The sequence below is a fragment of the Mycetocola sp. Y791 genome (assembly GCF_059445325.1).
This window is the reverse complement of record NZ_JCAIUC010000003.1, coordinates 249452-274723: the sequence shown is the minus strand read 5'-3', so window position 1 is coordinate 274723 and position 25272 is coordinate 249452. Positions and strand designations below refer to the sequence as shown.

Below are 25272 nucleotides of genomic sequence, written 5' to 3'. Positions count from 1 at the left end.
ATGTCCTTCGGTCAGGCGAAGGCCCCGACGCCGTCGTACAGCACCTCGGGTGACGCGCTCAGTTGCTGCTTGACCGCCTTGGTGCCCTGGTCGAGGAACTCGTGGGCGCCTGCTGCCAGCGCGTCGAGGACTTCCGAAATCACCACCCGCGGGTCGTTCTTGGGGATATCCCACTCCTTCATCATGTCGGTGTCAGTGGAGGAAAGATGCACACCGAGTACGTGCGTACCCTGTCCGGCGAGCTCAAGGCGGGTGCTGTTGGTGAGTTGCCACTCGGCGGCTTTCGCCGCGGCGTACGCACCGTTGCCCGGGTACACCCGGAAGGACAGCAGTGACATGACGTTCACGATGGCTCCTCCCCCGTTCGCGCCGAGGATCGGGGCGAAGGCACGACTCATTGCCAATGTTCCCCAAAAGTGGGTGTCCATCTCGGAACGGATCCGGCTGAGGTCACCCGTGAGCAGATCGGTCGCTGTTGCAATACCGGCGTTGTTGATCAGCAGGTTGACGTCCGTGGCTCGAGCGGCAGCCGCCTCGATGGTTGCGGAATCAGTGATGTCGACCAGGAGAGCTGTGACCTGCCCCGGTGCCCCCATTTGTTCCAGCACATCGAGTTCCTCCGGACGCCGAGTCGTCGCATAAACCTTCCTCGCTCCCCCGGCCACGAGTTGGGTGAGGAACTCGCGCCCCAGGCCCCTGTTCGCTCCGGTTACCAGTGCCACTGCGTCAGATATATTCATAGGCTCAGGATAAAACCTGACATCAGTGTCAGATTCAAGTCGGGGAAAGGCTGGGTATGCGTATTGGAGAACTCGCAGCGAGCAGCGGGGTCAGCGTCAGGTCCCTGCGCTACTACGAAGCCCAGGGCCTCCTCCTGTCATCACGGACATCCGGAGGGCACCGCGAATACAGCGACGACGCGGTCGACCGAGTCATCCTGATCCAGGAACTCATTGCAGCCGGCCTGACCAGCAAAGTCATCGTGGAGCTCCTGCCGTGCATCTACTCCGGCACCACAACGCCAGCCATGGTCGAGCGCCTGCACCACCAGCGCGAAGACATCGACCGGCGCGCCCGCGAGCTCCTCGCCACCAGGGATCGACTCGACGACCTCATCACGGACGCCCGCCATCGACTGGCCGTTTGAAAAGAGCGTTCGACGGCGGTTCCGGCCCCTTCACAACCCGTGTGCTCCGTGGCACCATGACATATGGACGCCAGCAGCCCGTCACTCCACCGGGATCTGCATCATGCTTCCGAACAAGCCCTCTCTCTCGCCATCGCCCGATTGCAGGAGTCGGGAGAACGGCTGACGGGCCCGCGCCGCGCGGTACTCGATGTCCTCGCCCGCCACCATGAGCACCTGACCGCCGATGAGGTGGCGATGATTCTCGAGACGCGGGGCATCCACCGTGCCACCGTCTACCGCACGTTCGAGGTCCTCGCACGTCGGGCGATCATCGCGCAGCGGCAGCAACCGGGAGGTGCCGTCGCCTATCATCTGGTCACGACGCCGTCAGGTCACGAGCATCTTCACGGCGTCTGCAGATCCTGCGGGGAAGTCACCGTCCTGCCCGCTGACGCTTTCACGAACAGCTCAAGAGCGATCGCCAATGCGTCCGGCTTCCTGCTGGAACCGGAACAGAGCGCTTTTGTCGGTCTGTGCGCCGCCTGTCAAGCCGTCGTCTAAACAGCGGACAGCGAAGGTCCCTGTTGTCCGGCAGTTCCTGTCGTGGCACTCGAGAGCACGTCGGCGCTCGGGCACAGTAGTCCCGCCCAGGGACGCCCGGCTGTCCCGGTGATACCGTCAACCGACCGGACGATCCTCGGTGGGACCGGCGTGCGCCGCTCCGTAAACCGCGGCCTGGGTGCGCCGCTCCATACCAAGCTTGGCCAGGAGACCGGAGACATAGTTCTTCACGGTTTTCTCGGTGAGTCCGAGCTTGCCGCCGATCTGCTTATTGGTCATCCCGCCGGTGATGAGGCCAAGCACCTGGTGCTCGCGCTCGGTGAGGTGGGGCGCAACAGCACCGGTCTCCCGATTAGCCGTACCAGCCACGAGTGTCTCTGGCGTCGCCTGCGGCGGAAGAAGAACGCGTCCGAGCGCCGCCTGTCGGATCGAGTCGAGCAGGCTGCTTCCGTGGATGCTCTTCAGCACGTATCCGGACGCCCCGGCCATGACGGCGGCGTTCGTTGCCTTGTCTTCGCCGTACGCGGTGAGAATGAGGCACCGCGTGTCGACGTGCTCCGAACGGATGCTCCGGCACAGGTCGATCCCGTTGCCGTCGGGAAGGTTGACATCAAGGATCACTACATCCGGGTGGGTCGCTGCCACCCGTGGCAGTGTGCGGCGGACCGAATCGGATTCACCCACGACTGTCATGTCCCGCGCACCGTTGATCAGGTTGGTCACACCGAGCCGGACGATCTCGTGATCGTCAACCACGAACACCCGGATCATTGGTCGCCCTGCTCACCGAACGAGACGTTCCAGCATGCTCGAGTGCCTCTCGGCACGCGCGGTTCGAGAGTGAATGTGCCACCGTACCGCTCAGCGCGGCGTGCGAGGTTCTCCGTTCCGCTCGCGCGCTCTACCCGAGGGTCGATGCCGATCCCATCGTCGTCGACAGTGATCGACACGCCTGAGTCACCCAGCTTCACATCGATCGCCGTTGTGTGTGCTTGTGCGTGTCTGGCGACGTTCGTGAGTGACTCCCTGATCACCGCGACCACGTCGTCCGCGAGGCGCCGAGGGATCACCATGTTGGGACAACCGGAAAAGGCGACGCGGGGTGGCGAGCCCAGCGCCGGTGTGAGCTGAATGATGACATCCAGGACGCGGTGGCGTAGACGGGTTGCATCGGACGGCGGAGCCGAGACCCGGGTGAAAATGGCACTCCTGATATCGGAAATTGCCGCGTCGATCTCGAGGGTGTATGTGTCGATCGTCGCAGCGTGCGTCGGATCTGCGGCAGCAAGAGCCTGAAGGCCGAGGCCGGCAGCGAAGAGGCGCTGAATGACGTTGTCGTGAAGGTCCCGCGCTATTCGCGCGTGGTCCTCGATGACTTCGAGCCGCTGTTGGTCCAGTCTGGCCCACGCCAATGCGACGGCGAGTCCCGCCTGAATGGCAAACTCGGAGATCGTGTCTTTTTCTCCGCGCGTAAGGCCAGGGCCGCCTGGCTCACGGGCAACGCACAGCGCGCCGATCGCACGTCCCGAGACGACGAGAGGCACGGCCGTTACCGGGCCAAACCCGATGGACCCGCCTGCTGAGCGAATTTCGTGTCCGCTCTCCGAACTAATGACAGTGCCGGAAACCACTGCCTGAGCCGCGAGAGACCCGTGCGCCGGGTACACGGTCCCGACGGCCTTCTCGGACAGCACCCCCTCCGCAGCTTCGACTTTCATTTCGTTCTCACCGGGACCCGGCACCACGACGGACACCAGCGTGGCCGGGAGAAGCATCGCAACCTTCGATGCGACCGCCGCGAGCACGTCTTCGGCACAGGCGGTTAACAGCGTCGAGGCTACCTCGGAGAGAGCCGCTGCCAGCAGTTGTTTACGGTGGGTCTCTTCAAACCGCCGTGCATTGTCAATCGCGACCCCGGCTATTTCAGCAAGCTCCGCCACGAGCTCTTCGTCGAGCTTTGTGAATCCGCCTTCACGACGGTCCGCGAGGTACAGGTTGCCCAGGATTTCACCCCGAACCCGAACAGGCACACCGAGGAAGCTGCGAATGCTCGGGTCGTCTGGCGCGAAGCCCGCTGATCGCGGATCCTCACGGAGATTGTCGACGCGGACGGGACCACGGGTTTCCGTCACAGCCTGAAGCAGATCGTGGGCCCCGGGCTGAATGTGCATGGTCCCGCCTTCGACGCTCGGCGTCCCGGTCTGAATCAGGCGTTCGATGCATCCGTCGGGTTGAAGCATACCGAGCGCACCGTATCGGGCGTTGACCAGGGTGGCCGCGGACTCGGCGATCCGTTTGAGCACGGAGTCCAGTTCGAGATCTCCGGCCACAGCAACGCTTGCATCCAGCAGGCTGCGCAGTCTCCCCTGCGTAGCCCTGTCCCGTTCGGCTTGGCGCCGCAGACCTCTCACCGTTCGCTCAAGCTGGGCCACGGTTCTCTCGAGATCAGAGAATCTGGCATCCGGCAGTTGAAAAACATCATCGATCATCGTGCCCCTCCCCCTGCTCATGGAGCACCTGCATTTTACATGCACGTCCCCCACAAGACACTGCGTAATTCGGACACCGTTAGCGCGACAGTCACACTTCGTTCACTCTCGTGAACGACTGCTGTTGCGTCGGCAGTTCGATTGCGCGCGTTCCCCCGCGAGCCATCTTTTATTTGCTGACCAGAATGCCCTGACCCGGGTCGTCTCCATAGAGTCCAAGGTCCCGAAATTCTGAAGAACCAGAGGCGATAGACCCCTGCCGCTGGCGCCTGCCTCTGGTACCAGTCGACTCCCGTCTGCCCTCCCCCTGCTCCCTCTCCCCCGACATCGTGCACGTCCCGCGGTCCGGCATGACCTACGGCTCTAGCCGGACGTGGTGTGGCAGAGGAGCCTCTTCTGTGCGCACGACCAGCCGGAACCGTGAGCCACCGCGTTCGGCACTTCAGACGCGCAACTGGCGACCCGGGCGGCTTTCTCGCTCGCGAACGTCAACAAATGCACACAACCGGATCGCCCGCGGTGGTCCTGAAAGGCGACATCATGAAAAACAGTCTCGAACGATTTGACCCGTTTGCCGGTCTGGAGGCGCTGACCCGCGACTTCGAGGATGGCATCCTGCGTGCCTACCGCGGAAAACTGCCAACGACAGATGTGTACACGCGCGGCGACGACGCGCTCGTTGTCGAAGCACACCTGCCCAATTTTGACGAAGACAACATCACGGTGAATGTTGACAGGGGCGCCCTTGTAATTCAGGCGGAGCGCCATGAGAAGGACGAGGACAAGAAAAAGAAGTACGTCCTCCGGGAGAGCAGCAGCAGCTTCTACCGCAGGATCGTGCTTCCCGAGCAGGCGGAGGAGCAGGACATCTCGGCCGAGTTCAAGAAGGGGGTCCTCACGGTGAACGTCCCGCTGTCCAAGGGCGCCTCGCCCCGGCAGGTTCCGATCGGTTCCGGAAGCAAAGGTTCCGGAGAGAAAAAAGACGACTGATCGACCCAGCGCAGGAACGAACGGTCCGTAACGACAGCGCTGTCCCGCTCACACGGGGCGGCGCTGTTGCTTTCGTATCAACCGACCAATGACGTTCGACTCTACGGCGCACGGATGGCTGACGAGAGGATCACCCGACGTCCCCGGATTCCGGGGCCCGTCAAAGGAGCAGCATGAACGATTCAGTCATCCACCGTCCGGCTCTCATCGGTCCAGACGATCAGGAACTCCCCGAAACGCAGCCGCTCGATGTGATCGAAGTGGTTCACGCCCAGCGGCCGGCCGAGGCACCCGAAGAACGACGACGACCTTCTTCCGCTTGAGAACCACTCACACAACGACGCGCACATGACTGCGTTGCGCTCAGCCCGTCTCCGTCCGTCGCCCAGGCCCGCGTTCGGCTACTGGCGCTGTGTTCGCTTGCGTTCGCAATGTGCATGGGACTCATGTTCGTCGGTCCCAGCCCGTCCGCCCAGGCGCAGCCGACTGACCCGATGCCCATTGTCGAGGCTGTGTTCGGCCCGAACACAGAGATCTATACGGTCAGCATCGGCGCGGGACTCACGATTGACGGATTTCAGCCGCCGAATACGACTACGCAGGACCCGACGGCGCCATACCCCGCAACGGACCCGGCAGGATATGAACCGCGCAACGATACATTGGCGCGGATGATCAACACCGCAAGCGTCGAGGACCCCAGCCTCGTCGGGGCAATGTATTGCATCGACCTCGGGGTCCCCACCGCGCCCAACCTCGGATACGAGAGCGGGACGTGGGAAGAGACAAACGTTCCCAACCTCGGTTACGTCACCTACATTCTCAACACCTATTACCCCACGACGAGCCTGCCGGAAGGCCTCACCAACAACCAGCGAGCGGCGGCCGTCCAGGCCGCGATCTGGTATTTCACCGACGCATTCGTCGTGAGTTCGACCGCGGCCGTCGTTCGGGCGGCAACAGCAGCAATCGTCGCTGCCGCTCAAACGAACGGCCCTACCGTTGAGCCCCCAGCACCGGACGTCACAGTGACTCCTCCGAGCGCAGCGGCTCCGATCGGTAGCCCCGCTGGGCCATTCGTTGTCCAGGCTCAGGACGACGCCTCGCTCACCGTATCGGTTCCCGCTGGCTCGGAGATGTTCAGCGACGCCGCCGCAACAGTCCCCCTGGCGAATCAAAGCACCGTGCCATCCGGGACATCGATTTGGGTGACGAATTCGGCCGGAGCCGCGAGCGAGACGGTGCTCACCGCCCGGGCGGCCGTCACGGTTCCCGCCGGCCAGGTCTACTTGTACGACGACAATAACCCTCTCTACGAACGCAGGGCGCGAGCCAGTTGCTCATTGACTGTGGTCCAGGCTCTGTATTCACCGCGGACATTCCGGCTGGCATAACGAGCGATGAGGTGTTCGAGTTCGGGAACATTCCCGCAGGGAGTACGTGCTCCATAACCGAACCCATCCTCGGCACCAACACCGTGGCCGTCGTGACGTCTGACGCCCCGGTCGAGGTGCAGGTGCCGGAGACAGGCGCATCAGCGGTCGTCACCAACACCGTCGAGTTTCAGCCGGGAGGGCTCGAGGTGACCAAGGTGATCACGGGAGCGGCGGCGGGCCACCAGGGCGAGATCGTCCTGCTGATCGACTGCGGGGAGGTTCTGAGCGACTCCTTCGTGATCCCAGCGAACCAGCCCGCTGGAGAGTATGTCCGCGCCTACGCTGAACTGCCGGCCGGAACGGAGTGCACAGTGACCGAGAGCACCTCAGGCCAGTCGAGCGCGATCGAGGTCGAACCGGCCGCAGACGTCACGGTGACAATCGCGCCGGGCGCGATCGCGGAGGCGGCGCCGGACGCGGGCAGCCCGCGAGTGACTTGAGCCGCTGACAGGACTGATCCTGTGGCCGGCACGTGAACCAGCCAGTGACAGGATCAGTCCTTGCGTGCGGGCGGCGGAGCCGGATGCCGTTCCATACCCAGTTCATCGAGCGGCGATGTCGTCTCCGGAATACGGCTGTGATCGATCGGCGCAGGGCAGATGAGAATGGGGTTGGACGTGCTGTGGTCGATGACATGCTCCCTCATCGGATGGCCGCAGACCGGACAGGGCGCCGCAGCGCGCTCGGCCTCGATATCGGTCACTGCATCGGACCCATGCCCGTCTTCCGAGCGGGACTCGGGCGCGCGCTCAGGGCTCTGTTCAGCGTTCTCTGGCGTTGTCATGGCAGCCATGCTACGCCCGATGCGCCGGGAAGAACGCTGCCATTCGGCACGTCGCGCGTTGCGGTTCAGGACTCGCCGAAACCGGATTCCACGAGGTCCGCGAGCGCATCGACGGCATCCCGTCCGGCTGGATCCGCAGTGGCGATCTCGGCACTCTTTCCCTTTTGAAGACCGAGCGCCATGATCGCGAGGAGGCTTTTCGCGTCCCTGCCGTTGACGGTGACCGGTGTGTCAAAGGTGCTGGCGAGCTTGACGAAGTCCGCCGCCGGGCGTGCGTGCAGCCCATCACGATTAATGATCGTCACCGAGCGGGAGTAACCCCCGTGAGTCTCACTGTCATGAGCCGGACCGGCAGGAGCGGGACTCTCGACGTCAGCGTCCTGGTTCCGGGCAGGCGAAGAAGCAACAAAGACGTCGACGGCCGATCGGGCGGCAGCCGCGACGCCATCGATGTCCGCCCCGGTCTGGGCGGCGACAGCGGCGGCAACCCCTCCCTCAACGAGAGGAGCGTCGATGATGCGAACGGATGCCCGTTTGGCGTCGTCGAGGAAGTCGAGCGCTGTCTCTGCGGTGAGGATAGCCGAGCCGAGATCGCAGAGGATCGCCACTCCGCCACCCGAGTCCGCCCGTGAGATGGCCGCGGTGATTCTGTCGAAGCTCGTTCCGATTCCGTCGTCGTCGGTGCCGCCGGCCGGAACGAGGGACACGTCCGGCGCCATCTGACCCGCGAGTTGCACGAGGCCGTTGGCGATCAGTGTGCTGTGTGAGACGAAAACGAGCCCGACGGTCACGACGTAGTCTCCGTCGACGCTGCAGCTGTTGTTGCGGCGGCCCGGAGGAGGAGGGCGGTCGACTGCGCGCCAGGATCGCGGTGGCCGATGGCACGCTCGCCCAGGTAGCTTGCCCGGCCCTTGCGGGCGACGAGCGGCTCCGTCGCTTCTGCACCGCTTTCTGCAGCATCCGCGGCGGCGGCGAGAACGCCAGCTTCGTCCTGTCCCTCGGCCGCCGCGGCCGCTGCGGCGTCAACGGCCGGCGTCCAGGCATCGATCATGGTCTTGTCACCGACATCCGCTTTGCCACGGAGGACAATGCCATCACGCGCAGCCCGCAGCAGCGAGACGACGGCAGCGGAATCAAGCTCGGGGACGGACCCGACAGCGCCGGCCGCCTTGAGGTACGCGGTCCCGAACAGCGGCCCTGATGCTCCTCCCACCGTGGAGATGAGCGTCGTCGCCACGAGCTTCAGCACGTCTCCCGGAGTGGCTTCGGCGGGGAGGTCGTCGAGTTTTGAGAGGACAGCGGCGAACCCCCTGTCCATGTTCTCGCCGTGGTCACCGTCGCCGATGTCGCGATCCAGCGTGATCAACTCGGCGCGGTGCTCGGCAATAACTGCCGCGCTTGCTCGAATCCAGTTGATCGCCCACGGGGTTCCCAGAGCCATGTCGTTCCTTTCAGTCGGTTGCCGGCCGGCGCAGCTGCGGCGACCCGGATGATGCGGGGTCAGCGACCCCAGCGGAGCGCCGCGGTCTGGACAGGGGCGTCCCACAACTCGGTGAGCTCGTCGTCGAGCCTGAGCACGGACAGCGAACAGCCCTGCATCTCCAGCGATGTCGTGTAGTTGCCGACGAGCGATCTCGAAACCTCGATCCCCCTGCCAGCGAGCACCTCAGCCGCGTGCCGGTACACGATGTACAGCTCGACAAGTGGAGTCCCGCCCATTCCGTTCACGAGCAGGAGCACTCTGTCTCCAGTGGCGAAACCGCCGTCGTCGATAATCGGCCCGAGCAGACGGTCCACGATACCGTCAGCCGGTTCGAGTTTGATCCTCTCCCTGCCCGGCTCGCCGTGAATGCCGATCCCGATCTCGATCTCGTCTTCCGCCAGTTCGAAGCTCGGTTCTCCGGCGTGCGGCACGACGCACGGCGTCAATGCGACGCCCATTGACCTCACGTTCGCGTTGACCCGCTCGGCCACCGCAGCGACGTCGTCGAGCGCATCGCCGCGCTGGGCAGCTGCTCCCGCGATCTTCTCGATCAGGACGGTCCCTGCCACACCGCGACGACCGGCGGTATAGAGCGAGTCCTGTACGGCGACGTCATCGTTGACGATCACGCTCCGCACCTCGACGCCGTCTGCCGCGGCCAGATCAGCGGCAGTTTCGAAATTGAGGACGTCGCCCGTGTAGTTCTTCACGATGTGAAGCACTCCGGAGCCGCCGTCCACCGCGTGCGTGGCAGCAACAATGGGGTCGGGGGTCGGCGAAGTGAAAACCGGGCCAGGGACGGCGGCGTCGAGCATTCCAAAGCCGACGAACCCGGCGTGGAGCGGCTCGTGACCACTTCCGCCGCCGGAAACGAGGCCGACTTTTCCGGTCACAGGCGCGTCCGCGCGGACGACGAACATGGGGTCTTCCGACGCGCGCACGATATCCGAGTGGGCGGCAGCGAAACCGGCGACCGCTTCGGTAACGACATTCTTCGGGTCGTTGATGAGCTTCTTCATTGAAATCTCTCCAGGTGACAAATAGGACGCAAAAGAGCTACTTCGATCGCCGGACGGTGGGGCCGACCGGCCTGAAGCTCAACCTAGCCCCGAAGAGCCAGCGAGGTAAGGGGCATCAGGCCCCGGTAGCGCCGGCCGAGGTGGCCGCAACCCACTCGTCGAGCTTTGCCGCAGCGCGCCCCGAGTCGAGCGCATCCCGCGCCACCTCCATCTGTTCCGCAAACCTGTCGAGAATGGAAACCTGCATCTGCGTGGGGTCCTCGGCGAGACGGTAAGCAACGAGGCCGGCAGCGGCGTTGAGCAGCACGATATCGCGAACGGCGCCTTTCTCACCGGAGAGCACGCGGCGGACAACACCGGCGTTGTGCTCAGGGTCGCCACCGACCAGTTCCGACATCTTGACGAGAGGGATGCCGAGATCACGCGGGTCGAGATCGTGTTCCGTCACGAGGCCACGACTGACTTCCCAGATGTGCGAGTGCCCGGTGGTCGTGAGCTCATCGAGCCCATCGTCACCGCGGAAGACGAGCGCCGTCGCTCCCCTGGTCTGGAACACGCCAACAAACAGGGGCACCCGATCCAGCTGGGCGACGCCGACAGCGGATGCTTCCGGGCGGGCGGGATTGCACAGCGGTCCGAGGATATTGAACACCGTCGGGATGCCCAGGGCTGCCCTGACCGGCGCCGCGTGACGGAAACCCGGGTGGAACGCAGAGGCGAACGCGAAGGTGATCCCCGTGTCCTGCAGTGAGGATGCCACCTGGTCGGCCGTGCGGGTGAGGTCGATCCCGAGGGCCGAGAGCACGTCACTGGCGCCGGACACGCTGCTGACGGCGCGGTTGCCGTGCTTGATCACTGGCACTCCCGCTGAGGCCACAACGACACAGGCCATCGTCGAGATGTTCACTGTGCCGAAGCGGTCACCGCCGGTCCCAACGATGTCGAGCGCCATGGAGTTGACTGGAAGCGGAACGGCCTGTTCGAGGATGGCATCCCGGAACCCGACGATCTCGTTGACCGACTCCCCCTTGGCGCGGAGCGCAACCAGGAACCCGGCGATCTGCGCGGGGCTCGCTGTCCCCCTGATCACGCCATCCATTGCCCACGTCGCCTCCGCGACACTCAGGTCGTCGCCGTTAAGCAATGTCGAGAGGAGGTGCGGCCAGGTGACGGAATCAGACATGACTCCCAGCCTACCGAGCACCCCGACCGACGCGAATTCATGGCACTTTCCCGGCGAAAAGTAAGGTTCCCCTAACTAACGACTTCCCGCACAGAGGCTCCGAATGCGAAACAGCCGCCCGGATATCGGCCATAATGGAACGGTGACGAGCACCTCATTGAACTACGCGGCGAAAGCCCAAAAGATCAACAGGCCGAACCCTGTAGCCGTTGGCACCATTGTGTGGCTCGGCAGCGAAGTAATGTTCTTCGCCGGCCTGTTTGCCATTTATTTCACCCTTCGTTCTGTTTCGCCAGAGCTGTGGGAGAGCGAGACAGCGCTCCTGAATATTCCGTTCTCGACGACGAACACGATCATCCTCGTGGCGTCGAGTTTCACCTGCCAGTTCGGGGTGTTCGCCGCTGAACGGATGCGGCCGCGATCGGTCGGACCGAAGCCGTCCCAGTGGGGAATGGTCGAGTGGTTCTTCCTCACCTACGCACTCGGCGCAATCTTCGTCGCCGGCCAGATCTTCGAGTACGCCACGCTCGTCAGTGAGGGCGTCTCGCTCTCGTCGAACGCGTATGGCTCGGCGTTCTACCTCACAACCGGATTCCACGGTCTGCACGTCACAGGCGGACTCATCGCGTTCCTGCTCGTCATCGGTCGCGCATTCGCCGTCAAGACGTTCGGCCACAAGGAAGCCACTAGCGCCATCGTGGTCTCGTACTACTGGCACTTCGTCGACGTGGTCTGGATCGGCCTCTTCTTCGTCATTTACGTACTGCAATAGAACCGGAAGACCTCACGCGAATGTTTAGGACTCACACCAGCTCCCCCCGCAAGGGCCGGAACACAGGGCGCCGCTCTCCACTGGCGACCACAGCGCTCATCGCCGCAGGCCTCCTGTTCACCGGGGGCGCGTACGCCGCGTTCTCGACGACGACGGCAAGCGCTGAACCGTCGCACGCTGCAACCGCAGCGACGGTGGAAGAGGGAAAGAAACTCTTCGACGCCAACTGCGCAAGCTGCCACGGCCTTGCCCTCGAGGGCACCGATGCCGCTCCGAGCCTCATCGGCGTCGGCGCCGCATCGGTCGACTTCCAGGTCGGAACCGGTCGGATGCCCCTGCAGCAGCAGGGACCGCAGGCCCCTCAGAAGCCACCACAGTTCACCGAAGAGCAGACTCTCGCCCTCGCGAAGTATGTTGCGACGACGGGCCCCGGCCCCGGCATCCCTGACGAGGACCTACTGCACGCCGATGGCGACGCCGCCAACGGAGCCGAGCTCTTCCGGATCAACTGCGCAATGTGCCACAACGTTGCTGGCGCGGGTGGAGCACTGACCCAGGGCAAGTACGCCCCTCCCCTGACCGGTGTTGACCCCGTTTACATTTACGAAGCCATGGTGACCGGCCCGCAGAACATGCCGGTATTCAATGACGCGAACCTCACCCCGGAGGACAAGCGCGACATCATCACTGCGCTCAAATTCACCGAGGAAAATTCCACCGTCGGCGGAAACGCCCTGGGAAGCCTCGGCCCTGTTGCTGAAGGACTCTTCATCTGGATCTTCGGTCTCGGGACAATCGTCGCGTTGACCGTATGGATCACGGCGCGTTCAAACTAAGCAACACAGCAATGACTTTGCGCAGAACTACGAAGGAGCACAATGGCACAGGACGGTAACAGCGGCACGGAACTCGCCGCTGCCGACTCGTCAGACCACGGCCACGGCACTGAAACTGCCGTCGGTACGGCGGTTGTGGCCACGGACGCGATCGCCAACCCGGGGTTTCCCCCGCACCGGCCGCGAGTAACGGATCTTGACCCCAAGAAGGAAAAGCAGGCGGAACGAACCGTCTACACCCTCTTCTACCTGTCGGTAGCGGGAAGCATCTGGGCGATTGCCGCCTACATGATGTTCCCCATCGAACCCGAAAACCTCGAATCGGTTCGTCTCAACAACCTCTTCATCGGTCTCGGACTCGCGCTGGCATTGCTCGCGCTCGGTATCGGAGCGGTTCACTGGGGCAAGGCGCTCATGGCCGACCACGAGGGTATCGACGTCCGTCACCCCGTGCGCGGTTCAGACGAGACACGGGCACGTGCCGTTGAGATCTTCCAGGAAGCGAATGAAGAATCCGGTTTCGGCCGGCGCTCGCTCATCCGGAACAGCCTCATCGGAGCGCTCGTCGCGTTCCCGCTCCCGGCCGTCGTCCTGTTCCGCGGGCTTGCTCCCGAGGGTCAGAACCCCGTCACGCTCCTCGAGCACACCATGTGGAAAGAGGGCGACCGCCTCGCCAGCGACCCGTCGGGTCTGCCGATCAAGGCTGCCGACGTCACAGTCGGCTCTGTCTTCCACGTGATTCCCGAATCGCTCGCCAGCGTCGGGCACAGCGAGGGATACCTCGAGGAGAAGGCGAAAGCCATTGTTCTCCTGATGCGTCTGAAGCCGGAAGACCTCCACGAGGCTGAAGACAAGAAAGACTGGTCGTACGACGGCATCGTCGCGTACTCCAAGGTCTGCACCCACGTTGGATGCCCCGTCGCACTGTACGAGCAGCAGACGCACAACCTGCTCTGCCCCTGCCACCAGTCGCAGTTCGACGTCACCAACCACTGCGCCGTGATCTTCGGTCCGGCCGCCCGTCCCCTTCCGCAGCTTCCGATCGCTGTTGACGACGAGGGCTACCTCATCGCACAGAGCGACTTCCACGAACCTGTTGGCCCAAGTTTCTGGGAGCGTCATTGAACACCGTCACGGCCCCGGCCGACACTGAAAAGGCACCAGCCAGGAAGTCAGGCGGTTTCACCGCCGCAGCTTCCAACTATCTCGACGAACGCACGAGCATCTCGACAGCCGTCAAGGAGCTCGGTCGCAAGATCTTCCCTGACCACTGGTCGTTCCTGCTCGGTGAAGTAGCGCTTTACAGCTTTGTCATCATCCTGCTGTCCGGCACATTCCTCACCTTCTTCTTCCAGGCATCGATGGCCGAGGTCCACTACGAGGGCTCGTACGTCCCGTTGAAGGGTGTCGAGATGAGCGCCGCAATGGCGTCGACTCTCGACCTCTCCTTCGACATCCGCGGTGGCCTCCTGATGCGTCAGGTACACCACTGGGCCGCTCTGCTGTTCGTGGCGTCCATCGGCCTGCACATGCTGCGCATCTTCTTCACCGGTGCGTTCCGCAAGCCGCGTGAGCTCAACTGGGTCATCGGCTTCGTTCTCTTCATCCTCGCGATGGCCGAAGGATTCACCGGGTACTCGCTGCCGGACGACCTGCTGTCCGGTAACGGTCTCCGGATCATCGACGGCATGGTCAAGGGCATCCCGCTGATCGGAACCTGGACCTCGTACCTGCTGTTCGGTGGAGAGTTCCCCGGCACCGACATCGTCGGCCGCCTGTACTCGCTCCACATCCTGCTGCTTCCCGCGATGGTCCTCGCGTTCATCGCACTGCACCTGTTGTTCGTCGTCGTGCACAAGCACACCCAGTACTCCGGTCCGGGTCGCACCGAGCAGAACGTCGTCGGATTCCCCGTCCTTCCGGTTTACGCCGCCAAGGCCGGTGGGTTCTTCTTCATCGTCTTCGGTGTCGTCATGCTCATCGCGTCGCTCTTCACGATCAACCCGATCTGGAACTACGGCCCGTATGACCCGTCACCCGTCTCCGCTGGTACCCAGCCGGACTGGTACATCGGCTTCGCCGACGGTGGGTTGCGACTCGCTCCGTCGAACATGGACCTGGTGCTGTTCGATCACACCTTCTCGTTCGGAATCCTGCTGCCGCTCGCGGTCATCGGTATCTTCATCGTCGCCGTCATGCTCTACCCGTTCCTCGAAGCGTGGATCACCGGCGACAAGCGCGAGCACCACATCCTCGACCGTCCCCGCAACGCCGCTACCCGCACCGCCATCGGCGCAGCGGGTGTGACGTTCTACGCGGTCCTCTGGGCTGCGGCAAGCTCGGACATCATCGCGACGCACTTCCACGTCACGATGGAGGGCGTCATCCGCACACTCCAGGTGTTGCTCTTCCTGGGTCCGGTTATCGCTTACTTCGTCGCCAAACGGATCTGCCTCGGCCTTCAGAAGAAGGACCGCGAGATCGCGCTGCACGGCTTCGAGTCCGGTCGCATCGTTCGCCTGCCCGGTGGCGAGTACATCGAGGTTCACGAGCCGGTGTCCGATTACGAGCGCTGGAAGCTCGTGAGCTACGACGACTACCAGCCGCTCATGATCCGCCCGAACGCTCGCGGTAAGATCACCGTCGCCCAGAAGGTCCGCGCCGGGTTCTCCCGCTGGTTCTTCGAAGATCGCATCGCACCAGTGTCGAGGACCGAAATCGAGTCATCGCACGGGGACCAGCACTAAATCACTACTCACGAACGGGCAACGTTGACCCTCCGACATCTGGCGGAGGGGCTTCGTTGCCCGTTCTGCTTTTCCCAGCGCGCAGAAGAGTGCCGCCTGTCCCCCGTCGATCACCTCGTGATCGGGTGTGACGACGGTCATCGGTTCGACGTCAACAAACGCGGCTACGTCTCGTTGCTGCCGCCATCCACCCGGGTCACCGGCGACAGCCAATCGATGCTCGACGCCCGCGCCCGGTTCTTTGAGACCGGTGCGTTCGATCCCATCGCGGATACCGTCGCCTCCGCCACCTCCCGGGCGTGGGCGTCGCGCTCCATCGACCCCACCGCCCCGGCCGCGACGGGCACCGGTGCCCCCTGGCTGCCCCGTCTCGCCGAGCTGGGCTGTGGCACGGGCTTCTACCTCTCCGCAGCTGCAGCCGACCTTGTGGCTGCCGGAACGAACAACGTCCTGCCCGTCGCTGCTGACCTCTCGCCCTTCGCCGTCCGGATGGCCGTCCGCGCCGTTCCGTCGGCGGGTGGGGTCGTGCTCGACGTGTGGCAGCCGCTCCCGTTTCTCAGCGATTCGCTCGCCGGTATCCTCAGCGTGTTCGCGCCCCGCAACCTCCCTGAGTTCGCGCGCGTCCTCGACGCCGACGGCTTCCTGGTTGCGGTCGTGCCCACCACACGTCACCTGCAGGAGGTTCGGGCAGAGGGCCGCGCCATCGGCATCCCCGACGGCAAGCCAGAGGCCCTGACGGATGCCGCGTCACCCTGGTTCAGCGAGGAAAGCCGGACGCAGGTCGAGTTCGAGATGAAGCTCACGGCTGACGATCTGGACGCTCTCATCGGGATGGGTCCATCGGCGCACCACACGACGTCGCCGTCCAGCGAAACCGAGCATCCCGGGGTCTCGCCCCGAGCTTCAGAGGTGACCGGCGGGATCCCGGTCCCAATGCGCCGCGTGACGGCATCCGTGACCGTTCTCACGTATCGCCGGCTACCGGCAGACGCGCCGTCGGTCACGGAGTAACCTGTTCCGGATACGCAAAAAGGGCCACACACATTTCTGTGTGTGGCCCTTCTGCGTAGTGCAGAACGCTCTTATCTACCTGGCGTGGAAGCCGCGGTAGAACTCGTAGGTCCAGCCGACGATCGCGATGAGCAGAAGCGGAGCCGCGATGAACGAGATCCAGAATCCGATCGAGAGACCGAGCATCATCAGCGCGCCACCGGCGGCCATGATGATCGGCCACCAGCTCCAGGGAGCGAAGTGTCCGAGTTCGGGGTCACCGTCATCGATGTTCGCGGTCAGGGTGTCTTCCGGCAGCTCTCCGCCCTGGTGACGGTGCACCCGGCTGAGGTAGAAACCGACGAACGTGGCCAGGATGGCCGACAGCGCAAGCGCCGTGGTTCCCGCCCATTCGATGGTGCCGTAGCCCGGGTCGGTCAGGCTCCAGTACACGTAGACCGCCGTGATAAACGCGAAGAATACCGCGAGGATCCAGAAGAGGTTGACGTTGGCCTTCATTACTTCACTTCACCTTCTGAACGGTCATAGGTCGGAGCATCTGGTGCGTCCTTGGCAGGACCGACACCGACCGGGATACCCGCTTCGGGGTGGTTCAGGTCGAAGGCGGGCCGCTCGGAGCGGATCCGCGGGATCGACGTGAAGTTGTGACGGGGCGGCGGGCAGGAGGTCGCCCACTCGAGCGATCCACCGTATCCCCACGGGTCGTTCACGGTGACCTTCGGCGCCTTGCGGGCCGTGATGTACACGTTGAGGAAGAACGGCAGCATCGAGAGTGCCAGGATCATGGCACCAACGGTCGACAGCTGGTTCATCCAGGTGAAACCGTCTTCCGGTGAGTAGGTCGCGTAGCGTCGCGGCATACCCATCACGCCGAGCCAGTGCTGGATCAGGAACGTGGTGTGGAACCCGATGAAGAGCAACCAGAAGTGCCAGTAACCGAGCTTCTCGTTGAGCATCTTTCCGGTCCACTTGGGCCACCAGAAGTAGAACCCACTGAACATCGCGAACACCACTGTGCCGAAGACGACGTAGTGGAAGTGGGCGACAACGAAGTAGGTGTCAGACACGTGGAAGTCCAGCGGAGGCGACGCGAGGATCACGCCGGTGAGTCCACCGAAGGTGAAGGTCACGAGGAAGCCGATAGCCCAGAGCATGGGCGTCTCGAATGTCACTGAACCTCGCCACATGGTGCCGATCCAGTTGAAGATCTTCACACCTGTGGGAACCGCGATGAGCATCGTCATGAGCGAGAAGAACGGCAACAGGACGGAGCCGGTGACGTACATGTGGTGAGCCCACACCGTGACCGAGAGCGCCGCGATCGAGATCGTCGCGTAGACGAGAGTCTTGTACCCGAAGATCGGCTTGCGGCTGAAGACCGGGAAGACCTCGCTGACGATGCCGAAGAACGGCAGCGCGATGATGTACACCTCTGGGTGGCCGAAGAACCAGAAGAGGTGCTGCCAGAGGATCACTCCCCCGTTTTCCGGGTCGTACACGTGGGCGTCGAAGACGCGGTCAGCACCCAGGCCGAACAGCGCAGCGGCGAGAACAGGGAACGCCATCAGCACCAGGAGTGAGGTGACGAGCGTGTTCCAGGTGAAGATCGGCATCCGGAACATCGTCATGCCTGGTGCACGCATCGTGATGATCGTCGTGATGAAGTTCACACCACCGAGAATCGTTCCGAAACCCGAGAGCGCGAGGCCGAGAACCCAGAGGTTACCGCCGACGCCGGGAGAGAACGTCGTGCTCGAGAGCGGTGCATACGCGAACCAGCCGAAGGATGCCGCACCCTGCGGGGTGAGGAAGCCACCGATAGCGAGGAGGCTGCCGAAGAGGAACAGCCAGAACGCGAAGGCGTTCAGTCGCGGGAACGCAACATCCGGTGCACCGATCTGCAGGGGCATCAACACGTTGGCGAACCCGGCGAAGAGCGGTGTCGCGAACATGAGGAGCATGATCGTTCCGTGCATCGTGAACAGCTGGTTGTACTGTTCCTTCGTCTCGAGCAGGTTGAGGCCCGGTTCGAAGAGCTGTGCGCGGATGATCAGTGCCATCACGCCGCCGATGCAGAAGAACACGAAGGACGCGATCAGGTACATGTACCCGATCGTCTTGTGGTCAGTGGATGTGATCCAGTTGACCAGGACGTTTCCCTTTTTCTCGACGCGGGTGCTGTTGACAACCCGTGCCTGTCCGGCGGGAAGCTCAATAGTAGTAGCCATGATTATTCGCCCTCTCCTTCTCGGACGGGCGCGTCTACGCCTGGCAGATTGCTGTTTCTGTCGTACTCGGAGCCGTAGTCGCCGACGTTGCCTTCTTCAGCGAGGCCGCGAACGTACTCATCGTAGGTTTCCTGGTCAACGACCTCGACGTTGAAGAGCATGAGCGAGTGGTATTCACCACAGAGCTCGGCGCACTTGCCCGCGTAGGTTCCCTCACGCTGCGGCGTGATCGACATGTAGTTGGTTGCACCGGGGAACATGTCCTTCTTGTAAAGGAAGTCGATGACCCAGAACGAGTGGATGACGTCGCGCGATTCGAGCGCGATCTTGACGTCAGCGCCAACGGGGAGGTACAGGGTCGGCAGCTGCTCCTGGTCGATGGTGCCTGCTGGGGCACCTTCTTCTTCCTGGGCCTGGATGCCAACGGACCACACATCTTCGCCGTCAACGGCATCCGTGTAAATGAAGTCCCACGCCCACTGCTTTGCGAAGACCTGGATTTCAACGTCCGGGTTTTCGAACTGAGTCTCGATGATCTCCTGGTCACGCGCGGTGAACGCGAAGAAACCGAGGACGAGGATCAGCGGCACGATCGTGTAGAAGATCTCGATCGGCATGTTGTAGCGCATCTGCACCGGCAGGCCGGTCTGGCCCTTGCGCCGGCGGTAAACGATGATTGCCCAGAGCGTGAGTCCCCAGGTGAGAAGGCCAACGCCGAGAAGGACTATCCATGAGGTCACCCACAGACCGGCAACACGCTCTGTGTTGTTTGTTACGGGCGGTTCACCCTCCAGAAATCCTGGAAGATAACCGTGAAGTTCGGCCTGGGTACAGCCGGCCAGAACCACGGCAAGCGTGATGGCAACCGGTATAGCAGCCCATCGGAGTCGACGATTCGAGCGCACCTGGGACCTTTCGATGACAGTGTTATTTCAGCTTTCAGTCTAGCCCGATTGACGCCACCGCTCTCGACCAATTGGGCCGTGGTACCGCGAATTCCGCCGGTCGACCCGGGTTAAAAGAAGCAGGGGACCCGCCACACGTGGCGTGTCCCCTGCACGATTTGCTGAATATTCGCCTAGTGGAAGCTGTCTCCACACGCGCAGCTTCCGCCGGCGTTCGGGTTATCGATGGTGAATCCCTGCTTCTGGATGGTGTCCTCGAAGTCGATCGACGCGCCGTCGAGATACGGAACGCTCATCTTGTCGACGATAACTTCGACGCCACCGAAATCGACTGTCGCGTCGCCCTCGAGCATGCGCTCGTCGAAGTAGAGCTGGTAAATGAGTCCGGAACAGCCGCCGGGCTGGACGGCGACCCTCAACCGAAGGTCGTCCCTGCCCTCCTGCTCGAGGAGGCTCCTCACCTTGGCTGCAGCGGTATCGCTGAGGCCTACACCGTGGGTAGCGGGCTGCGGCATGGTGGATGTCAGCGTTGTGTCGCTCATGACTCTCCTCGGTAGTGGACTGACCTGTAGTTACACATCTGGCCCCAGTGTAATCCCCGCAACCGCGCAATCGCTGTGACGGGGACCATCCGGGTTATCCGTCCGGTTTCGCTCGGGCGGCTCAGCGCCCAGCCGCCTGTGGACCCGCGTTCAGGCGGGCAAGCAGGAGGGCCTCCGCGAGCACAGACCGGGAGAAGACGCCGAGGTGGAGAGACTCGTTGGGGCTGTGTGCCCGCGAGTGCGGATCCTCGACTCCGGTGACCAGGATCTCGGCCGCGGGGAACACACGCACGAGGTCCGCGATGAACGGAATCGACCCTCCGACCCCGAGCTCGACCGCCTCCGTGCCCCACGCGTCCTTCATCGCCCGCTTCGCTTCGCCGAAGATGGCCCCGGAGCCGTCGACGAGGAACGGGTCGCCGAGGTCGACGTCGTCGATCTCGACCTCAGCGCCGAACGGGGTGTGTGCCGCGATGTGGGCGCGAATTGCCTGCTCTGCGTCTGTCGCATTCTGGCCTGGAGCGATTCTCGCGCTCACCTTGACCGAGACGACGGGCGAGAGGGTGTTCGACGCGTTGGCGACGCTCGGCGCGTCGATCCCCGTGACGGTCACCGAAGGCTGGTTCCAGATCCGCGAGAGGATGGTACCGGTTCCAAGGGGCGATACGCCGGGCAAGAGGCCGGTCTCTTCGCGCAATTGGGCCTCGGAGTATTCGGGGGTCTCGCCTGAGTAGCTCTCGAGGCCGTCGACGGCGACGGATCCGGACTCGTCCCAGAAGGCGGCGAGGAGCTTGATGGTCGCGAGCATCGCGTCGGGCACCGCTCCCCCGAACATGCCGGAGTGGCTGGCGTGCCCGAGAGTGCGCACCGTCAGGCGGAAGGTGACGTTGCCGCGGAGGCCCACCGTGATCGCGGGGGTCACCTCATCCCAGTTGTTGGAGTCGGCGACGACGATGGCGTCGGCGGTGAGGGCCCCACGGTTGTCGGTGAGGAAATTGGCGAACGAGCGCGAACCGAACTCCTCCTCCCCCTCGATGAACAGCGCGAGACCGAGGTCGAAGTCCGAGCCGAGCACCTCCTTGAGCGCGCGAAGCGACGCGATGTGGGCCATCACTCCCGCCTTGTCGTCGGCGGCACCGCGGCCATAGATCCTGTCACCCTTGACCGTCGGCTCGAACGGCTTAGAGTCCCAGTCGTCATCCTTGCCGGGAGGCTGGACGTCGTGGTGCGCATAGAGCAGGACGGTTGGAGCACCGTTTCGTGCCTTCCGGGTGGCGAGAACCGCTGGCTGCCCAAGTTCTGACGTGTCATCGATCGGCGCCTGCTTGACCTCGACAACGTCGAAAAGTCCCGTCGCCTCGGCCAGTGCTGCGACCGCCTCCGCGCTCGCTCGCACGTGGGCAGGGTCGAATGCGGCCCAGGAAACACTCGGAATGCGCACAAGATCGGAGAGGTCTGCGATCGCAGCCGGCATCCCTCCGGAGACGGCGGTGTGAATATCTGCATCGATTGCTGTGAGCGTGGTAGACGTGTGTTCGGAGTCTGAGGTCATGCAGGTAATCTTAAGAGGTATCCAGCGCTAGGACCCACAGTGACCAAACACACACCACGCTCGACAGCCGAGCCAATCATCGAAACTCCCGACCAGACCGCGGAACGTATTGCCGCTGCTGGCAAGGGCAGGCCGACGCCGACGCGCAAGGAGCGGGAGGCCCTCAATAAGCGCCCCCTCGTGCCAGGCGACCGCAAGGAAGCGAAGCTGGCAGCCCGCGCCAAACTCGCGGAGTCCCGCGAGAAGGCGAGGATCGGCCTGGCTGCAGGAGATGAGCGTTATCTCCCGCAGAGAGACCGGGGGGTACAGAAGCGCTGGGTTCGAGACTACGTCGACGCCCGCTTCAACATCGGTGAGTTCCTCATCCCCGTGATGTTCGTCGTGATCATCCTGACGCTCATCCCCTCCCCGGTCGTTCAGGTGTACGGGATGCTGGCGCTCTGGGCGTTCTTCCTCATCGCCCTCATCGACTGCTTCTGGATGGGCACCGTCATCCGCAAAAAGCTCCGCGCCAAGTTCGGTACGGACAACGTCGAACGGGGCGTGCGCTGGTATGCCGGGATGCGCGCGCTGCAGCTGCGCGTCCTTCGGCTTCCGAAGCCGCAGGTCAAACGCGGGGACTACCCAGCCTGACCCACTGAAAACCGCCTCACCGTCTCGGTGGGGCGGTTTTTCGTTAGGCCCGGAGTGCGGAAAGACCCCGGTTGACCTGGCGCGCCCATAACGGCCCGAGGTACAGGAACGCCGTGTAGCCCTGGACGAGGGTTGCGCCGGCATCGATGCGCTCCTGGACGTCGCGCGCGGTGAAGACCCCTCCCACCGAGATTACGCACATCGAGTCAGGCACGACGCGCCTGATCAGGCGGAGCACCTCGAGTGAACGTTTCGCGAGTGGGGCGCCGGAGAGTCCGCCAGCCCCGGCGGCCTCGACCACGGCACTGTCCGTCGTGAGGCCCTCCCGAGAGATCGTAGTGTTCGTCGCAATGATGCCGTCGAGGCCGGTCGAGACCACGAGTTCCGCGATCCGGGTCACCTCCTCGTCGCTGAGGTCAGGGGCGATCTTGACGAGAAGGGGGGTGGCACCGGCGGCGGTCTTGACAGCGGCAAGCAGCGGCGCGAGCCTGTCGAGCTCCTGAAGTCCGCGAAGACCCGGCGTGTTCGGAGAGCTGACGTTGACAACGAGGTAATCCGCGACCGGAGCCAGAAGTCTGGTGCTCGTCAGGTAATCGGCGACGGCGTTGTCGACGGACACCACGCGGCTCTTTCCGATGTTCACCCCGAGCACCGGGCGGTTCCTGGCCAGACGCACGTGTGCGAGTCGCGCTGCGGCTTCAGCTGCGCCGCCGTTGTTGAACCCCATCCGGTTGATCACCGCACGATCCGGCACGAGCCGGAACAGGCGCGGTTTCGGGTTCCCCGGTTGCGAGTGTGCCGTGAGCGTGCCGACTTCGACGTGCCCGAACCCGAGCGCCCCGAGTCCAAGGACGGCCTCGCCGTCTTTGTCGAACCCCGCAGCAACGCCGAACGGTGTGGGAAACGTCAGTCCGAGCGTCGACACGCTGAGATCGGCGCTCGGCGCCGTCGCGCGCCCGAGCGCAGCAGCCACCCTCCGGTTGCCAAGCAACCGGATCGCGTCGAATGCCAGGTGGTGGGCGACCTCGGGGTCGAGTTTCGAGAGGACAGTACGGAAGAAGAACTGATACATCGTCGGCGCTGTCACCGCTCGACGGCGTCGCGAGCGTCGTCGGCAGTGTCGGATGCGTGCTCAACCCGGAGCAACGCGATCGCGGCATCGAAATCCTCGAGCGAATCGAACCCCTGGTAGACGCTGGCGAAGCGGAGGTAGGCGACCTCGTCGAGTTCCCGGAGCGGCGTGAGAATGGCGAGGCCGATTTCGTTGGCATCGATCTGGCTTGTGCCGGTCTGCCGGATCGACTCCTCCACCTTTTGCGCCAGAACGGCGAGGTCGGAATCGGTCACCGGCCGGCCCTGGCACGCCTTGCGCACTCCCGAAACGACCTTGTCGCGCGAGAAGGGCTCAACGACCCCGCTGCGCTTGATGACGTTGAGGCTCGCTGTTTCGGTTGTGCTGAAGCGACGGCCGCATTCCGGGCACTGCCGTCTCCGCCGGATGGAAAGCCCGTCATCACTGGTGCGGGAGTCGATGACGCGGGAATCGGGATGGCGGCAGAAAGGACAGAACATGATGGCTACTCCGGCTGGACGGGTGCTTCGACGCGAGTCGACGCTATGACAATCGAACGGTGACTGCTTCGCCGTGCGCGGGAAGCTCCTCAGCTCCGCTGAGCGCGACCACATTCTCAGCCACGTCCCCGAGCGCCGCCTGGCCGTACTCGACCACCTGCTGGGGGCGAAGGAAGGTGTATGCGCCGAGTCCGGACGAGAAACGGGCCTGCCCCCCGGTCGGCAGGACGTGGTTGGACCCGGCGAGATAGTCGCCGAGGCTGACGGGAGAGAACGGTCCAAGGAAGATCGCCCCCGCCGTGGAGATGAGTGAGAGCACCGCCTCGTTGTCTGCGGTCTGGATTTCGAGGTGCTCTGGCCCGTACGCGTTACTGAACCGTGCTGCGGCGTGCATATCGTCGACGAGGACAATCGCCGACTGCTGGCCGCCGAGCGCCTCGATCACCCGGGCTGAGTTCGCTGTGGCCGCGGCGAGCTCATCCAGTTCGCGCGCAACCAGCTCGGCGAACTCGGCCGAGTCAGTGACGAGGACCGACGCGGCGGCCTCGTCATGCTCTGCCTGGCTGATCAGGTCTGCGGCGACGAATCGAGGGTTGGCGGCAGCATCCGCGATCACCAGGATCTCGGTTGTCCCCGCTTCGGAGTCGATACCGACCACTCCGCGCACAAGGCGCTTTGCCGCGGCGACGTAAATGTTCCCAGGGCCGGTGACGACGTCGACGGGCAGCAGTCCGAGTGACTCGACGCCGTAGGCAAGCGCACCGATAGCGCTCGCGCCGCCCATTGAGTACACCTCGTCAATGCCGAGAAGACCGGCGGCGGCGAGGATTGTCGGGTGCACACGTCCGCCGAATTCCTTCTGCGCTGGTGAAGCAAGTGCGATGGAGGGGACGCCGGCCACCTGGGCGGGAACCACGTTCATGACAACGCTCGAGGCCAACGGCGCTTTACCGCCCGGTACGTACAGACCAACGCGCTCGACCGGCTGCCAGCGCTGGTGAACCTGCGCGCCCTGCCCAAAACTCGTTGTGGCGGAGACAGGGAGCTGGGCGGCGCTTGCGGCTCGCACGCGTTCGATCGATCGATCGAGTGCTGCGCGAACGGCGGGGTCGAGTCCAGCCACGGCCGCGGCGATCTCCGAGGGATCAACGGCGATCGACGCGTCGCGAACACCGTCGAATGTTTCCGCGTGCCGCTTGAGGGCGCTTTCACCCTCGAGGCGAACCTCACTGATCAACCGCTCGGCGGCTTCGCTCGCGACGGCAATATTGACGATCGGACGCGGGATCCGCTGCAGCAGTTCGGCGCGGGTAGGCTGAATACCGCGCAGGTCGATGGTCTGAATTTTCGTCTTGATCATGGCAGTCCCAGTCTATCGCCCGCTCCCCGGGGCCCGGCCA

At 63.8% G+C, this 25272-nt stretch carries 28 protein-coding genes; 12 read left to right on the top strand and 16 right to left on the bottom strand.

Features of this window, described 5'->3' with window-relative positions; translation table 11 throughout:
- Positions 1-11: 11 nt before the first annotated feature.
- Positions 12-740 carry an SDR family oxidoreductase gene (locus AC1C2N_RS10360; RefSeq protein WP_495433925.1) on the bottom strand — a complete coding sequence of 243 codons (729 nt, stop codon included), beginning with the start codon at positions 738-740 and terminating at the stop codon, positions 12-14.
- 56 nt (positions 741-796) lie between these two features.
- Between AC1C2N_RS10360 and AC1C2N_RS10355 the strand changes: the two genes are divergently transcribed.
- Positions 797-1147: a MerR family transcriptional regulator gene (locus AC1C2N_RS10355; RefSeq protein WP_495433924.1), complete on the top strand. Its 351-nt coding sequence runs from the start codon at positions 797-799 to the stop codon at positions 1145-1147.
- 63 nt (positions 1148-1210) lie between these two features.
- Positions 1211-1690: a Fur family transcriptional regulator gene (locus AC1C2N_RS10350; protein WP_495433923.1), complete on the top strand. Its 480-nt coding sequence runs from the start codon at positions 1211-1213 to the stop codon at positions 1688-1690.
- Positions 1691-1807: 117 nt separating this feature from the next.
- Here AC1C2N_RS10350 and AC1C2N_RS10345 read toward each other — a convergent pair whose 3' ends face one another.
- Both AC1C2N_RS10345 and AC1C2N_RS10340 read right to left on the bottom strand, forming a co-directional pair.
- Entirely contained in the window at positions 1808-2446 is a 639-nt protein-coding gene (locus tag AC1C2N_RS10345) for a response regulator (protein WP_483404044.1), read from the bottom strand.
- Positions 2447-2457: 11 nt separating this feature from the next.
- Positions 2458-4020 carry a GAF domain-containing sensor histidine kinase gene (locus AC1C2N_RS10340; protein WP_495433922.1) on the bottom strand — a complete coding sequence of 521 codons (1563 nt, stop codon included), beginning with the start codon at positions 4018-4020 and terminating at the stop codon, positions 2458-2460.
- Between the two features lie 699 nt (positions 4021-4719).
- Between AC1C2N_RS10340 and AC1C2N_RS10335 the strand changes: the two genes are divergently transcribed.
- The 4 genes from AC1C2N_RS10335 to AC1C2N_RS10320 all read left to right on the top strand — a co-directional run bounded on the left by AC1C2N_RS10335 (position 4720) and on the right by AC1C2N_RS10320 (position 7045).
- On the top strand, positions 4720-5169 hold the full coding sequence (locus AC1C2N_RS10335) for an Hsp20/alpha crystallin family protein (RefSeq protein ID WP_495433921.1): 450 nt from the start codon (positions 4720-4722) through the stop codon (positions 5167-5169).
- Between the two features lie 173 nt (positions 5170-5342).
- Positions 5343-5492: a hypothetical protein gene (locus tag AC1C2N_RS10330; RefSeq protein ID WP_483404041.1), complete on the top strand. Its 150-nt coding sequence runs from the start codon at positions 5343-5345 to the stop codon at positions 5490-5492.
- Positions 5493-5663: 171 nt separating this feature from the next.
- The gene (locus tag AC1C2N_RS10325; RefSeq protein WP_495433920.1) at positions 5664-6563 is read left to right on the top strand and encodes a thioester domain-containing protein; all 900 of its coding nucleotides are present in this window, start codon (positions 5664-5666) and stop codon (positions 6561-6563) included.
- A gap of 11 nt (positions 6564-6574) precedes the next feature.
- Complete coding sequence (locus tag AC1C2N_RS10320) at positions 6575-7045, top strand: DUF5979 domain-containing protein (protein WP_495433919.1); 471 nt, start codon at positions 6575-6577, stop codon at positions 7043-7045.
- 53 nt (positions 7046-7098) lie between these two features.
- Here the strand turns inward: AC1C2N_RS10320 and AC1C2N_RS10315 are convergent, their stop codons facing one another.
- The 5 genes from AC1C2N_RS10315 to trpD form a co-directional block, all read right to left on the bottom strand.
- Positions 7099-7389: a hypothetical protein gene (locus AC1C2N_RS10315; protein WP_483404039.1), complete on the bottom strand. Its 291-nt coding sequence runs from the start codon at positions 7387-7389 to the stop codon at positions 7099-7101.
- A gap of 65 nt (positions 7390-7454) precedes the next feature.
- A complete protein-coding gene (gene dhaM, locus AC1C2N_RS10310; RefSeq protein ID WP_483404038.1) occupies positions 7455-8180 on the bottom strand; it encodes a dihydroxyacetone kinase phosphoryl donor subunit DhaM in 726 nt (241 codons plus the stop codon).
- Entirely contained in the window at positions 8177-8830 is a 654-nt protein-coding gene (gene dhaL, locus AC1C2N_RS10305; protein WP_495433918.1) for a dihydroxyacetone kinase subunit DhaL, read from the bottom strand. Before dhaL ends, dhaM begins: the two co-directional genes overlap by 4 nt.
- A gap of 59 nt (positions 8831-8889) precedes the next feature.
- Positions 8890-9891, bottom strand: coding sequence for a dihydroxyacetone kinase subunit DhaK (dhaK, locus tag AC1C2N_RS10300; RefSeq protein WP_495433917.1), 1002 nt, complete (start codon positions 9889-9891; stop codon positions 8890-8892).
- 115 nt (positions 9892-10006) lie between these two features.
- Entirely contained in the window at positions 10007-11074 is a 1068-nt protein-coding gene (trpD, locus tag AC1C2N_RS10295) for an anthranilate phosphoribosyltransferase (protein ID WP_495433916.1), read from the bottom strand.
- 103 nt (positions 11075-11177) lie between these two features.
- On the opposite strand from trpD, the gene ctaE reads away from it, so the two are divergent.
- From ctaE to AC1C2N_RS10270, 5 genes are all read left to right on the top strand, one after another.
- A complete protein-coding gene (ctaE, locus tag AC1C2N_RS10290) occupies positions 11178-11846 on the top strand; it encodes an aa3-type cytochrome oxidase subunit III (RefSeq protein ID WP_108390899.1) in 669 nt (222 codons plus the stop codon).
- A 20-nt stretch (positions 11847-11866) separates the two neighbouring features.
- On the top strand, positions 11867-12682 hold the full coding sequence (gene qcrC / locus AC1C2N_RS10285; protein WP_483404034.1) for a cytochrome bc1 complex diheme cytochrome c subunit: 816 nt from the start codon (positions 11867-11869) through the stop codon (positions 12680-12682).
- A 42-nt stretch (positions 12683-12724) separates the two neighbouring features.
- Positions 12725-13807, top strand: a complete 1083-nt coding sequence (qcrA, locus tag AC1C2N_RS10280; RefSeq protein ID WP_483404033.1) for a cytochrome bc1 complex Rieske iron-sulfur subunit — start codon at positions 12725-12727, stop codon at positions 13805-13807.
- Positions 13804-15429, top strand: a complete 1626-nt coding sequence (qcrB, locus tag AC1C2N_RS10275) for a cytochrome bc1 complex cytochrome b subunit (RefSeq protein WP_483404032.1) — start codon at positions 13804-13806, stop codon at positions 15427-15429. Before qcrA ends, qcrB begins: the two co-directional genes overlap by 4 nt.
- Before the next feature lie 117 nt (positions 15430-15546).
- The gene (locus tag AC1C2N_RS10270; RefSeq protein WP_495433915.1) at positions 15547-16440 is read left to right on the top strand and encodes a class I SAM-dependent methyltransferase; all 894 of its coding nucleotides are present in this window, start codon (positions 15547-15549) and stop codon (positions 16438-16440) included.
- 75 nt (positions 16441-16515) lie between these two features.
- On the opposite strand, the gene AC1C2N_RS10265 is transcribed toward AC1C2N_RS10270, so the two are convergent.
- From AC1C2N_RS10265 to AC1C2N_RS10245, 5 genes are all read right to left on the bottom strand, one after another.
- Positions 16516-16938, bottom strand: a complete 423-nt coding sequence (locus AC1C2N_RS10265; protein WP_483404030.1) for a cytochrome c oxidase subunit 4 — start codon at positions 16936-16938, stop codon at positions 16516-16518.
- Positions 16938-18668, bottom strand: coding sequence for an aa3-type cytochrome oxidase subunit I (gene ctaD, locus AC1C2N_RS10260; RefSeq protein ID WP_108390893.1), 1731 nt, complete (start codon positions 18666-18668; stop codon positions 16938-16940). The genes AC1C2N_RS10265 and ctaD overlap by 1 nt, the downstream gene beginning before the upstream one ends.
- A 2-nt stretch (positions 18669-18670) precedes the next feature.
- On the bottom strand, positions 18671-19573 hold the full coding sequence (gene ctaC / locus AC1C2N_RS10255; RefSeq protein ID WP_108390892.1) for an aa3-type cytochrome oxidase subunit II: 903 nt from the start codon (positions 19571-19573) through the stop codon (positions 18671-18673).
- Between the two features lie 173 nt (positions 19574-19746).
- The gene (locus AC1C2N_RS10250; protein WP_483404029.1) at positions 19747-20115 is read right to left on the bottom strand and encodes a HesB/IscA family protein; all 369 of its coding nucleotides are present in this window, start codon (positions 20113-20115) and stop codon (positions 19747-19749) included.
- 121 nt (positions 20116-20236) lie between these two features.
- Positions 20237-21667: a M20/M25/M40 family metallo-hydrolase gene (locus tag AC1C2N_RS10245; protein WP_495433914.1), complete on the bottom strand. Its 1431-nt coding sequence runs from the start codon at positions 21665-21667 to the stop codon at positions 20237-20239.
- Between the two features lie 39 nt (positions 21668-21706).
- Between AC1C2N_RS10245 and AC1C2N_RS10240 the strand changes: the two genes are divergently transcribed.
- A complete protein-coding gene (locus AC1C2N_RS10240; RefSeq protein WP_495433913.1) occupies positions 21707-22300 on the top strand; it encodes a DUF3043 domain-containing protein in 594 nt (197 codons plus the stop codon).
- A 43-nt stretch (positions 22301-22343) separates the two neighbouring features.
- Here the strand turns inward: AC1C2N_RS10240 and AC1C2N_RS10235 are convergent, their stop codons facing one another.
- Genes AC1C2N_RS10235 through hisD form a run of 3 tightly spaced genes read right to left on the bottom strand, consistent with a single transcriptional unit; the run spans position 22344 to position 25232 of the window.
- On the bottom strand, positions 22344-23372 hold the full coding sequence (locus AC1C2N_RS10235) for a quinone-dependent dihydroorotate dehydrogenase (protein ID WP_495434221.1): 1029 nt from the start codon (positions 23370-23372) through the stop codon (positions 22344-22346).
- 11 nt (positions 23373-23383) lie between these two features.
- On the bottom strand, positions 23384-23872 hold the full coding sequence (nrdR, locus tag AC1C2N_RS10230) for a transcriptional regulator NrdR (RefSeq protein ID WP_108390889.1): 489 nt from the start codon (positions 23870-23872) through the stop codon (positions 23384-23386).
- 43 nt (positions 23873-23915) lie between these two features.
- Entirely contained in the window at positions 23916-25232 is a 1317-nt protein-coding gene (hisD, locus tag AC1C2N_RS10225; protein ID WP_495433912.1) for a histidinol dehydrogenase, read from the bottom strand.
- Positions 25233-25272: the final 40 nt, after the last annotated feature.

Excerpts from the sequence above, each read along its gene's own strand:
- AC1C2N_RS10360 (WP_495433925.1), bottom strand. The coding sequence starts at position 740 with ATGAATATATCTGACGCAGTGGCACTGGTAACCGGAGCGAACAGGGGC.
- AC1C2N_RS10355 (WP_495433924.1), top strand. The coding sequence starts at position 797 with ATGCGTATTGGAGAACTCGCAGCGAGCAGCGGGGTCAGCGTCAGGTCC.
- AC1C2N_RS10350 (WP_495433923.1), top strand. The coding sequence starts at position 1,211 with ATGGACGCCAGCAGCCCGTCACTCCACCGGGATCTGCATCATGCTTCC.
- AC1C2N_RS10335 (WP_495433921.1), top strand. The coding sequence starts at position 4,720 with ATGAAAAACAGTCTCGAACGATTTGACCCGTTTGCCGGTCTGGAGGCG.
- AC1C2N_RS10330 (WP_483404041.1), top strand. The coding sequence starts at position 5,343 with ATGAACGATTCAGTCATCCACCGTCCGGCTCTCATCGGTCCAGACGAT.
- AC1C2N_RS10325 (WP_495433920.1), top strand. The coding sequence starts at position 5,664 with ATGCCCATTGTCGAGGCTGTGTTCGGCCCGAACACAGAGATCTATACG.
- AC1C2N_RS10315 (WP_483404039.1), bottom strand. The coding sequence starts at position 7,389 with ATGACAACGCCAGAGAACGCTGAACAGAGCCCTGAGCGCGCGCCCGAG.
- dhaL (WP_495433918.1), bottom strand. The coding sequence starts at position 8,830 with ATGGCTCTGGGAACCCCGTGGGCGATCAACTGGATTCGAGCAAGCGCG.
- dhaK (WP_495433917.1), bottom strand. The coding sequence starts at position 9,891 with ATGAAGAAGCTCATCAACGACCCGAAGAATGTCGTTACCGAAGCGGTC.
- trpD (WP_495433916.1), bottom strand. The coding sequence starts at position 11,074 with ATGTCTGATTCCGTCACCTGGCCGCACCTCCTCTCGACATTGCTTAAC.
- ctaE (WP_108390899.1), top strand. The coding sequence starts at position 11,178 with ATGCGAAACAGCCGCCCGGATATCGGCCATAATGGAACGGTGACGAGC.
- qcrC (WP_483404034.1), top strand. The coding sequence starts at position 11,867 with ATGTTTAGGACTCACACCAGCTCCCCCCGCAAGGGCCGGAACACAGGG.
- qcrA (WP_483404033.1), top strand. The coding sequence starts at position 12,725 with ATGGCACAGGACGGTAACAGCGGCACGGAACTCGCCGCTGCCGACTCG.
- AC1C2N_RS10265 (WP_483404030.1), bottom strand. The coding sequence starts at position 16,938 with ATGAAGGCCAACGTCAACCTCTTCTGGATCCTCGCGGTATTCTTCGCG.
- ctaD (WP_108390893.1), bottom strand. The coding sequence starts at position 18,668 with ATGGCTACTACTATTGAGCTTCCCGCCGGACAGGCACGGGTTGTCAAC.
- AC1C2N_RS10250 (WP_483404029.1), bottom strand. The coding sequence starts at position 20,115 with ATGAGCGACACAACGCTGACATCCACCATGCCGCAGCCCGCTACCCAC.
- AC1C2N_RS10245 (WP_495433914.1), bottom strand. The coding sequence starts at position 21,667 with ATGACCTCAGACTCCGAACACACGTCTACCACGCTCACAGCAATCGAT.
- AC1C2N_RS10235 (WP_495434221.1), bottom strand. The coding sequence starts at position 23,372 with ATGTATCAGTTCTTCTTCCGTACTGTCCTCTCGAAACTCGACCCCGAG.
- nrdR (WP_108390889.1), bottom strand. The coding sequence starts at position 23,872 with ATGTTCTGTCCTTTCTGCCGCCATCCCGATTCCCGCGTCATCGACTCC.
- hisD (WP_495433912.1), bottom strand. The coding sequence starts at position 25,232 with ATGATCAAGACGAAAATTCAGACCATCGACCTGCGCGGTATTCAGCCT.